The organism is Kitasatospora sp. NPDC057198 (genome assembly GCF_042670125.1).
Lineage (GTDB): Bacteria > Actinomycetota > Actinomycetes > Streptomycetales > Streptomycetaceae > Kitasatospora.
Map to the genome: position 1 here is coordinate 1 of NZ_JBHUWH010000315.1, position 9569 is coordinate 9569.

At 77.2% G+C, this 9569-nt stretch carries 9 protein-coding genes and 1 pseudogene; 4 read left to right on the top strand and 6 right to left on the bottom strand.

The features are described from left to right. The first annotated feature begins 48 nt into the window (after positions 1 to 48). Positions 49 to 1086 carry a hypothetical protein gene (locus ACFUEL_RS28080; RefSeq protein WP_380239561.1) on the top strand — a complete coding sequence of 346 codons (1038 nt, stop codon included), beginning with the start codon at positions 49 to 51 and terminating at the stop codon, positions 1084 to 1086. A gap of 7 nt (positions 1087 to 1093) precedes the next feature. Here ACFUEL_RS28080 and ACFUEL_RS28085 read toward each other — a convergent pair whose 3' ends face one another. Next, complete coding sequence (locus tag ACFUEL_RS28085; RefSeq protein WP_380239562.1) at positions 1094 to 1720, bottom strand: hypothetical protein; 627 nt, start codon at positions 1718 to 1720, stop codon at positions 1094 to 1096. Positions 1721 to 1950: 230 nt separating this feature from the next. Between ACFUEL_RS28085 and ACFUEL_RS28090 the strand changes: the two genes are divergently transcribed. Then, positions 1951 to 2619 (top strand): hypothetical protein, encoded by a 669-nt coding sequence (locus tag ACFUEL_RS28090; protein WP_380239563.1) that lies wholly within the window; start codon positions 1951 to 1953, stop codon positions 2617 to 2619. On the opposite strand, the gene ACFUEL_RS28095 is transcribed toward ACFUEL_RS28090, so the two are convergent. Then, positions 2583 to 2924, bottom strand: coding sequence for a cupin domain-containing protein (locus ACFUEL_RS28095; protein WP_380239564.1), 342 nt, complete (start codon positions 2922 to 2924; stop codon positions 2583 to 2585). The genes ACFUEL_RS28090 and ACFUEL_RS28095 overlap by 37 nt on opposite strands. A 114-nt stretch (positions 2925 to 3038) precedes the next feature. Here ACFUEL_RS28095 and ACFUEL_RS28100 point away from each other — a divergent pair, with 114 nt between their 5' ends. Then, positions 3039 to 3692, top strand: coding sequence for a nucleotidyltransferase domain-containing protein (locus ACFUEL_RS28100; RefSeq protein WP_380239565.1), 654 nt, complete (start codon positions 3039 to 3041; stop codon positions 3690 to 3692). A gap of 77 nt (positions 3693 to 3769) precedes the next feature. Here ACFUEL_RS28100 and ACFUEL_RS28105 read toward each other — a convergent pair whose 3' ends face one another. Next, positions 3770 to 5236, bottom strand: a complete 1467-nt coding sequence (locus ACFUEL_RS28105; protein ID WP_380239566.1) for an alpha/beta fold hydrolase — start codon at positions 5234 to 5236, stop codon at positions 3770 to 3772. Between the two features lie 94 nt (positions 5237 to 5330). On the opposite strand from ACFUEL_RS28105, the gene ACFUEL_RS28110 reads away from it, so the two are divergent. Further along, entirely contained in the window at positions 5331 to 6002 is a 672-nt protein-coding gene (locus ACFUEL_RS28110) for a TetR/AcrR family transcriptional regulator (RefSeq protein ID WP_380239567.1), read from the top strand. A gap of 67 nt (positions 6003 to 6069) precedes the next feature. On the opposite strand, the gene lepB is transcribed toward ACFUEL_RS28110, so the two are convergent. The 3 genes and pseudogenes from lepB to ACFUEL_RS28125 all read right to left on the bottom strand — a co-directional run. Continuing rightward, entirely contained in the window at positions 6070 to 6885 is an 816-nt protein-coding gene (gene lepB / locus ACFUEL_RS28115; protein ID WP_380239568.1) for a signal peptidase I, read from the bottom strand. Between the two features lie 108 nt (positions 6886 to 6993). After that, complete coding sequence (locus ACFUEL_RS28120) at positions 6994 to 9345, bottom strand: ABC transporter permease (RefSeq protein ID WP_380239569.1); 2352 nt, start codon at positions 9343 to 9345, stop codon at positions 6994 to 6996. Further along, positions 9342 to 9569 (bottom strand): annotated as a pseudogene (locus ACFUEL_RS28125) (ABC transporter ATP-binding protein); the annotation flags it as partial. The pseudogene ACFUEL_RS28125 and the gene ACFUEL_RS28120, both read right to left, overlap by 4 nt.

Below are 9569 nucleotides of genomic sequence, written 5' to 3' on the forward strand. Positions count from 1 at the left end.
GGCACGCTACTTCCCGGCGGATACTGCCCGCGCTGGAAGGAGCGCTGTTTGGAGATCCTTGCCTGCGCCCACTGCGGGGCGGCCCTCACCCGGCCCCTCACCAAGGTCCGGTACCCGCCCTACGCCCACTGGAGCATCGGCAACGGCACCCAGCTGCCCGCCCTGATGGACGCCGGGAGCTATGCCGTCGCCCCCGAGCCGTCCAGCGGGCCGTGGCGGCGTTGGGAGGACCTCGCCGAGGGTGAGGCCGAGGCGCGCGGCTACCACGCTCCCGTCGAAGGGCTGCTGACCGGCCCGGTCGGCCGGACGCTGTGCGCACCCGCCGACGCCACCGGCACGGTGCTCGCCCGCGAACGGGTCGTCGGCTTCTGCTGCGGCATCAGCGGAGACAACCTGTCCTGCGCCGCCTGCCTGCGCCCGGTCGGCGGCCGCGACGACGACTGCGAGATCTGGCAGGCCGTCTGGTTCGACCCCGGCGCGGTGCGTGCCGTCCCCGCCGGGCCAGACCGGCCGCCCGCCGACTGGACCGAACTCGTCCACGACCGCTCCGGGCCGCCGCCGGTCGACGCCCGGGGGAACTGGAACCACCGGTGCGAACAGGAGGCCGCCATGACGCTGGCCGACCTGATGGTCGCCACCGGCGGCGCACCCCCGGTGTTCGAACAGCGCGCCGTCGAACGGTTCTTCGGCCGCGAACTCGACGTCTACCTGCGCACCGCCGGCCCCGCCGTACGCTGCGCCCTGCACGGCCCCCACCTGCCGCTCACCGACCCGCCGCCCGGCATCGCCCTCGTCCCGCGGCACCCGCGCACCGGCGAGGTCTGGCCCGCGCCGCCCGGCGTCCGGGCCGTCCCGATGGACATCGAGATCTGGCGGCACCTCGCCTTCGCCGGTGACCGGCGCCCGCTGCGGGTGAAGAGCCGGCTGCAGGCCGCGCTCGAACGGGACGACCCGCTGCCGCCGTACAGCTGGCGGCCGGTCTTCTACTGCGGCCGGCTGATCCGGGATACCCTGGCCCGGAATCCCGCCGTCCGCGACCCCGCCTTCCGGGAGAAGCTCACCCCCTGGGCCCGGTCGGGGTGGTGACGGCCCGTCAGTGCGCGGGCGCGGCGGGCCCCGGCCCGGTGGGCTGCTGCCCGGTCGGCTCCCGGTCGGTCGGCTCCTGGTCGGCGGGGGAGAAGCCGCCGGTCCGTTCCGCCCGCCGGGCCGTCCCGGTCAGCCAGTCCCGGAAGTGCTCGAAGGACAGCGGGCCGGACGTCGGGAAGCCCGGCCCCAGCGCCCCCGCCGGGAGGAACGCGGCCCGGCAGCCCCGGCACAGCCAGGCCGCCCGCCACGCCCGGTGCACCGGCCGCCACTGCTCGCGGGTGGCCGGCCAGCCGCCCGCCGCCGCCTGCCTCCGGTCCGCCCGCCGGCGCAGCGCCGCACTCGCCCGGTACGCGGCCACCGTGACCGCCGCGGCCGCCAGCACGGCGACCAGCCCGCCCGGCGTCGCCGCGCTTCCCGAACGGGCCAGCCGCACCAGGTCGTTCAGCGTCCACAGGCTGGAGAACGCCGCCAGCAGGAGCAGCAGCGTCGAGAGCCCGCTCCCGCCGACCGGCTCCGGCGGTACCTCCAGCAGCCGGCGGGTCGACCGGTCCAGCGGCGCGTCGCGGTCGCGCAGCGCGGCCGGCACGGGCACGGTGCGGTCGGCCAGCGAGCACGAGGGGCAGACGGCGGCCATCGGGGCGGCTCCAGGGCGTCGGACGCCGCACGGCGGCGCGCAGAAGCGGCAGGTCGGACAGCACCACAGGCCCCCGGGTGCCCACCCGCGCCGGGCGGCCACCCGATAAGGTCGCAGGCACACCACCGGCCCGCACGCCACCGTCCCGCACACCACCGGCCCCGCACAGCACCAGCCCGCGCGCGACAACTCCCGCCCCGCGCACGGCCGAAGAAAGGCCCACCCCGAACGTGCCCGACGCACCGCACCCCCTGCTGGAGTACCTCCTGGCCGCCGCCGACGGCCGCTTCCCGCCCGTGGACGGCCGGGTCACGGTGCTGCCGCCGCTGCCCGGCGGCCTGGAGTGCTCGGTCGCGTTCACCGGGCACGCCGTCGTCGCCACCGCCCTCGACGCCCGCCGGGTCGCCGAGGCCGGCGCGGACGGCTTCGGCGGATCCCACGCTCCCGGCTTCCTGCTGCACCTGGCCGGCCCCGGCGGCTGGATCGGCGTCACCGACGCCACCCTCACCGCCCGCGCCACCGGCGGCCCGCCCCGCCTCCCCGTCCTGACCGACCAGGACGACCACCCGCGGGTCCGCTACGCCCGCGAACTGCGCACCGGCGTCACCGTGCACGGCGACGGACGCGGACTGGTCACCCTCGCCGAAGGACTGGCCGGACGCCGCGAACTCAGCATCGAACTGCACGCCACCCACCCCGACGGCCGGGGCCACGGCCGCTCCCTGCTGCGCGACGCCCTCACCCTGCTGCCCGCCGGCACCCCCGTCTTCGCCGCCGTCTCCCCGGGCAACGCCCGCTCCCTGCGCGCCTTCCTCGCCTGCGGCTTCACGCCCGTGGGCAGCGAAGTCCTGCTGCGCCCCGCTCAGTCCAGGTCGGCCGGGGCCGGCACGCCGCTGTAGGCCGGGGCGAAGAGGACCAGGGCCACCAGGTCCTCGGTGATGTCGTGGAAGCGGTGCTCCTCCTGGGCCGGGACGAACAGCGAAGTGCCGGGGCCGACGTCCACGGTGCGGCCGCCGGAGGTGAACCGGGCCCGGCCCCGGGTGACCACGTAGACCTCGTCCTGCAGGTGCGGTGACTGGTCGTCGGTGCTGCCCGCCGGGAGGGAGTAGGTGCCGAAGCTCAGCGCGGGCACGCTCAGGTGCTCCGCGTAGTGGGCCGAACCGTCCGGGGCGGGGCGGAAGCGCCCGCTGTCGATGATCTCCATGACGGCCGATCCTCGCACGGGCGGGCGGCCCCGGGGGAGAGGGCGGCGGGGCCCGCGGCGGGTGGGCGCGGTTGTCGGGGGACGACGCGGCCCGGCAGCCGCTAGGTTCGGGGGATGGACACGGGGGGACCGCCGGCCGGCGGAGTGCGGTGGGACGCGGCGGAGACCGATGCGCGCTGGGCCGGGGCCTGGCGGCCCGAACAGGTCGCCCGGCGGCTGGAGGGGCTCGCCGCACCCTGGTACGTGGCGGCCGGCTGGGCGCTGGACCTCTTCCTCGGCGCCCAGACCCGTCCGCACGGGGACCTGGAGATCGCGGTGCCGGCCGGCGCGTTCGGCGAACTGCGGGCGCACTTCCCCGAGTTGGAGTTCGACGCGGTCGGCTGGGGGATGACCTGGCCGGACGCCGGAGCGGAGCCGCTGGCCGCCACCCGGCAGACCTGGGCGCGGGACCCGGCGAGCGGACGGTACCGGTTCGACGTGTTCCGCGAACCGCACGACGGCGACACCTGGATCTGCCGGCGTGACGAGAGCCTGCGCCTGCCGTACCACCGGATCGTCGAGCGGACCGCCGACGGCATCCCCTACCTGCGGCCCGAACTGGTCCTGCTGTTCAAGGCCAAGGCGACCAGGGACAAGGACCACGCCGACTTCGAACGCGTGCTGCCGGTGCTGGACGCCGAACGCCGACGGACGCTGGCCGGATGGCTGCGCCGTGCCCACCCCGGGCACGCTTGGCTGCCGGGGCTGGAACGGTTGGAGGGGCCGTGAGGGGAGCGGAGGGCCGTGAGGGGCCGTGAGGGGAACCCCGGCCGGGTGGGGGGCCGGCCGGGGCGCGCGGGGCTGCGTCAGCCGAGGCCGACGGCGGTGATCCGGGCGCGGGGGAAGCTGCCCCGCTCCAGCGCGTCCACCGCCGCGGAGGCGAAGTCGCCGGTGGTGATCCGGCTGGCGCCCTCCCCGTCCGTCAGTGGTGCGTCGGTGGCGGCCACCCGGTAGCGGCCCGTCCGCCCGCCCGGGACGAGGTGCACCGGGGGCGGGCTGAAGTACGTCCACTCCACCGGGGTGTCGGCGGCGCGCAGCAGGTCGAGCGCGGCCGTCTGGTCCCGGGCGGTCTCCAGGTACTGGGCGGGGAAATCCGGCGAGTCGACGAAGCGCCGGCCCGGTGCGTGCTCCAGGCTGCCGCCGCCGCCCACGAACAGCAGCCGCGACACCCCCGCCTTCGGCAGCGCGGCCAGCAGCGCCCCGGCGGCGCGCGGCACCAGGTGGTCCGGGCCCTTGAGCGCGGCGACCACCGCGTCGTGGCCGACCAGCACGGCGGCCAGCGCGGCTTCGTCCGCCGCGTCCGCGTCCGCCCGGCCGAGCGGGGTGACGTGGTGGCCGCGGCGCTCGGCCTCGCGGGCCACCTCGCCGCCGAGGTGGCCGCTCGCGCCGAGCACGGCCACCCGCAGCGGGCGGGGCGCGGTCAGCCGCTCCAGGAAGCCGGCGATCAGCGGGGCGATCTCGGGCGCGCACTCCTCCAGGGCGAAGTGGCCGGTGTCGAACAGGTGCACCTCGGCGCCCGGTACGTCCCGCCGGTACGCCTCGGCCCCGGCCGGGAGGAAGAAGGCGTCCTCGCGCCCCCAGAGCACCAGCGTCGGCGGCCGGTGCTCGCGCAGCCAGCGCTGCCAGACGGGGTACAGCCCGAGGTTCGAGTGGTAGTCCAGGGCCAGCGCGGTCTGCGCCTCGCGGCGGCCCGGCAGGTCGAGGAAGTGCTGGTCCAGCGTCCAGCCGTCCGGGGCGATCAGGGCCGGGTCGGTGGCGCCGCCCTCGTACTGGCCGCGCGTCACCTCCAGGGTGAACAGCGGCTGGACGGCCTCCGCGGCGCCCGGCTCGCCGGTGCGGTGCGCGACCGTCTCGAGCGCGAGCTCGGACAGGCCCTCCAGGTACGCGTTGGCGTTCTGCACCACCAGGCCGGCGATCAGCTCCGGGCGGCGGGTGGCCAGCCGGAAGCCTACCGGGCCGCCGAAGTCGAAGGCGTACAGCGCGAAACGCTCCAGGCCGAGCGCGTCCACGAAGCCCTCCAGGACCTCGGACAGCGCGTCGAAGGAGTACCGGAAGGAGGCCGGGGCCTCGGTGTGCCCGAAGCCCGGGTAGTCCGGCGCGATCAGCCGGAACCGCGGGGCGAGGGCCTCGAACAGGCGGCGGTACTGGTGCGAGGCGGACGGGAAGCCGTGCAGGAGCAGCAGGACCGGGGCGGTCTCCGGCCCGGCGGCGCGGTAGAAGACGCGGACGCCGTCGACGTCCACGAAACGGTGCTCCACGCGGGGCAGGGGCATGCGGGGCCTTCCAGAGAACGAAGTAAATGCATGACATTTTGCATTAGGCTCGATCTTGGCGGACCTGCCGCCACTAACGCAAGGGAATTTTCATTTGGCAACCGAGGACTTCGACACCGCACCGGAACCGGACGGCGCCGGGGCACCCGCGCCGGGCACCCGCCGTCCGGGCGGCCGCACCGCCCGGACCAGGGTCTCGGTCCTGGAGGCCGCCCTCGCCGAGCTGGTCGAGCACGGCTACGCCGACACCCGGATCGACCGGATCGCCGACCGCGCCAAAGTCGCCGCCACCACCGTCTACCGGCGCTGGGGCACCCTGGAGAACATCGTGGTCGACCTCGCCGACCACCTCGCCGTGTCCATCACCCTGGGCTCGGGGCCCACCCTGGAGGGCGACCTGCGGACGGTCGCCCGCGCCGTCGTCGCCCTGTACGGGAACCCGGCCCACCGGGCCTGGCAGTGCGCCATGGTCTCCGCCGCGGCGGCCTCCCCGAAGGCCCGGCGGGCGCTGTCCGAGGTGCTGGCCAAGCGTCGCGAGAGCACCGCCGTGGCGGTCACCGAGGCGATCGCCCGCGGCGAGGTCCCGCCCGGCACCGACGGTCACGAGGTGATCCGGGCCACCGTCGCCCCGCTCTACCTGCGGATGTACATCACCGCGGAGCCGGTGGGCGAAGCGGAGGCCGACCGGGCGGCGGCGGCCGCGGCGCTGGCGGCGAGGGCCGGGCTGTACGTGGTGGGGCGGGCGGAGGACGGGACGGCGCGCTGACGCGCGGGCCGACGGGGCGGGCCCGCGCGCCGCACGGGCCCCGGGCCGGAAGGCCGGCGGCGGAGCGTCAGTGGACGCGGCTGAAGGTCGGGGGGACCGGCAGGGTGGCCCAGCGGTCCGCGGGCCAGACCAGGACGCGGGCGCGGCCGATGACGTCGCCGAGCGGGACGAATCCGCCCGCCGGGTTGTGGAGGTACTGGTAGCGGGAGTCGCGGGAGTCGTTGCGGTGGTCGCCCATCACCCACAGGAAGCCCTCCGGGACCTTGACGGTGCCGACCGGGTTGTCGTCGCAGGGGGTGGAGCCCGGGTAGAGGTAGGGCTCGTCCAGGGCGGTGCCGTTGACCTTCAGCGGCTGGCCCGCGTTGCACTCGACGGTGTCGCCGCCGACCGCGATCACCCGCTTGATCAGGTCCCTCTCGTCCGCGTCGGGCACCAGGCCGAGGTGGCTCAGCACGCTCTGCACGACGTTGCCGGGCTCGGGCGGCTCGGTCAGCCAGCCGCCCGGATCCTTGAAGACCACCACCTCGCCGCGGTGCGGCCGCTCGCCCAGCCAGGGGCTGAGCTTGTCCACGGCGACCCGGTCGCCCTTCTCCAGGGTGCCCATCATCGAGCCGGACGGGATCACGAAGACCTGCACCAGGAAGGTCTTGATCAGCAGGGCGATCAGCAGCGCCGAGACGACGCACCCCAGCACGGTGCGGCCGCGGGAAGGGCCCAGCACCCGGCGCAGCAGCGGCTTCGGCCGCCCGCCCGACCCGGATTCCGCCCTGGGCTCGGTGCCGGACCCTGCCTCCGACCCGGGTTCGGTGCCGGGCTCGGTGCCGGGTTCGGTGCCGGGTTCGGTGCCGGGCGCTGACTCGGGTTCGGTGGCTGCGGTGTTCACGGTGGCTCCCGCTCGGGGCGGTCGGGCCGCGCCGCCCGGAGGCGGGTGGCGGCGTCGGGTGGGGTGGGCTCTCGACAGGGGTTCTCGACAGGGGCTCTCGACGGGGTCTCAGTCGCGGCGGATCAGCGCCGGGTCGATCCGCCGCACCAGCAGCGGCAGCGCGCCCAGGACGGCGACGGCGAGCACCGCCGCGCAGGCGGCGAGGGTGCGGGCGAAGGCGGGCCAGTCCCACGCGTGCACCAGCCCGCCGTACGCGTCGTAGGCGCGTCCCGCCAGCGCGCCGGCCGCCACCGCCGGGAGCAGGCCGCAGCCGAGGAACAGCACGGTCTGGACGACCTGGGCGCGGCGCAGGGTGCGGCGCGGGACGCCGATCAGGGTCAGCGCGGTGACGTTGCGGCGGCGTTCCAGGGCCCGGTCGAGGGCGGCGACCAGGTGGGCCAGGACGGTGACGGCCACGCCGAGCGCGGTGCCCGCGGTGTAGAGGGTGTCGACCAGCCGGGCCTTGCGCAGGCCGTCGGTGTCGACGCCGTACAGCACCGGTTCGGCGGAGGGCGCGGCCGCGGCGAGCGCGCCGAGCACCCGCTGCACGGTGGCGGTGGAGGCCCGGGTGGCCAGGGTGAGGGTGCCGGTGGCGGCGGCGGTGCCCGGCAGGGTGTCCGGGGGCAGCAGGAGGCCGGTGCCGTACAGCGGGGAGTCGGGCGGCCAGGTGACCGAGGCCCGCGCGGACGGCACCGCGACGGTGACGGCGTCCGGCCCTCCGCCGGTGCCACCGGTGCCACCGGTGCTCCCGCTCCCGTCACCATCAGTGCTCCCGCTCCCGCTCCCGCTCCCGTCGCCGTTCCGCCCGGTGGGGAAGCGCAGTTCGGTGCCCGGCGCGGGCAGCGGCGCCCCGTTCCCGGTGTCCAGCAGCAGCGGCGCGCCGTCGGTGCAGCCGAGCGGCGGTACGGCGGTGAACCGGGCCAGGTCCGCGCAGGTGCCCAGCAGGGCGGTGGCGGTGACGGGCCGGTGGTCGGGGACGGTGCTGGGCGGCGGCACCAGGTTGCGCACCGTCAGGACCGCCTCGTCCACGCCCGGCAGGGTGCGCAGCCGGGCCGCGTCGAGCCCGGGGGCGTCGGCGCCCTCGAGCCCCAGGTACTGGACGGGCCGCCGCGGCTGCGCGGCCGCGTGCCAGTCGCGGAAGACGCCGTGCGCCAGGCCCAGGGCGAAGACGAACAGCACCAGCCCGGCGGTGGCCCGCACCGCGCCGCCCGGCTCCGTCTCGCCGCGGCGCGCACCCAGCAGCACCGACAGCGAGCGCGGGTCGCGGGCCGCCCGCCGGGCCAGGGCGCGGGCCAGCAGCGGGTAGCAGGCGACCACCCCGTAGCCGGTGGCGACCACCCCGGCCAGCAGCAGCGGCGCGGACAGCGCCCCGGCGGGGCGGCCGGAACCGGACGGGACGAGCCACAGCAGGCCGAGCACCGCCAGACCCGCCGCGAGCGGCAGCGACCGCCACCGGGAGGGCGCCCGCGGCGGCCGCTCGCGCCGCGCCTCCAGCGGGCTGTCGGCCACCGCGGACGTCCCGGCCCGGGAGATCAGCACCGCGCCCGCGGGCAGGCCCAGTAGGCACAGCAGCACGGTGGCCGCCGACGGCGCGGCGTCCCCCGGGAACCAGGCCAGCCCCGGCAGCCCGACCCGGCCGCCCGTCCGGGCCGCCAGCGCGTACCCGGCCAGCCCGGCCGCCGCGCCAAGCAGCGCCGCCCCGGCCGGTTCCAGCGCGTTCAGCCGGCGTACGTCCCGCGCGGACATCCCGGTCAGCCGGAACGCCGCCAGGGTGCGCAGCCGGCTCGCCGCGGACAGCCGGTTGCAGCCCGCCAGGAACAGGCCCAGCGGCAGCAGCACGAACACCGCCAGCATGAACTCCAGCAGGTGCAGCGTCTTCCCGTCGAGCAGCGCGGGCGGCCGGAACGCCAGCCCGAAACCGCCCAGCGGCTGCCCCTGCTCCAACTGCCCGCGCTGCACGCCGAGATAGGCGTACAGCTCGTCGGGCGCGGCCAGCAGCGCCCCGGGCAGCACGCCCGCGACGGTGCCGGGCAGGCGCTCGCGCAGCGCGGGCTCGGCGGCCAGCAGGTCGCGCAGGCGCGGGGAGACCAGCAGTTCGCCGGGGCGCGGCGCGGTCGCCCCGCCGGGCAGGGCGACCCGTCCGGGGGCGGCGATCAGCACCTCGGTGAGCGCGTCCGTCCCCCAACTGCCCTGCACGGTGCGGAAGGCGGCGCCGTCGAGGGCGGGCGCGCCGGCCTGCGCCGGGTACGGGGTGCGGTGCTGCTCGTGGACGGTGCGGGCCTCCAGCAGCTGCGGCAGGGTCAGCACGGCGGCCAGGCAGGCCGCGCCGAGGGCCGCGCCCAGCGCCATCAGCAGCAGCCGCCAGCGGCCCCGTCGCCCCGCGCCCCGGGTCAGCGCCCAGCCCAGGCGCAGCACCGTCACCGTGCGGCCCCGGCGGAGATCCGGCCGTCGACCAGGTCCAGCCGCCGTCCGGCGGCGGCGGCCACCGACTCGTCGTGCGTCACCAGCAGCACGGCGGTGCCGCGTTCGGCGCTCAGCGCGAGCAGTTCGGCGAGCACCAGTTGGCCGGCGGCCCGGTCCAGCGCGCCGGTGGGCTCGTCGGCGAACAGCACCGCCGGGCGGTGCACCAGGGCGCGGGCGACCGC

Coding starts and splice junctions, on each gene's coding strand:
- ACFUEL_RS28085 (WP_380239562.1), bottom strand. CDS start 1,720: ATGGCCGCCGTCTGCCCCTCGTGCTCGCTGGCCGACCGCACCGTGCCC.
- ACFUEL_RS28095 (WP_380239564.1), bottom strand. CDS start 2,924: ATGGAGATCATCGACAGCGGGCGCTTCCGCCCCGCCCCGGACGGTTCG.
- ACFUEL_RS28100 (WP_380239565.1), top strand. CDS start 3,039: ATGGACACGGGGGGACCGCCGGCCGGCGGAGTGCGGTGGGACGCGGCG.
- ACFUEL_RS28105 (WP_380239566.1), bottom strand. CDS start 5,236: ATGCCCCTGCCCCGCGTGGAGCACCGTTTCGTGGACGTCGACGGCGTC.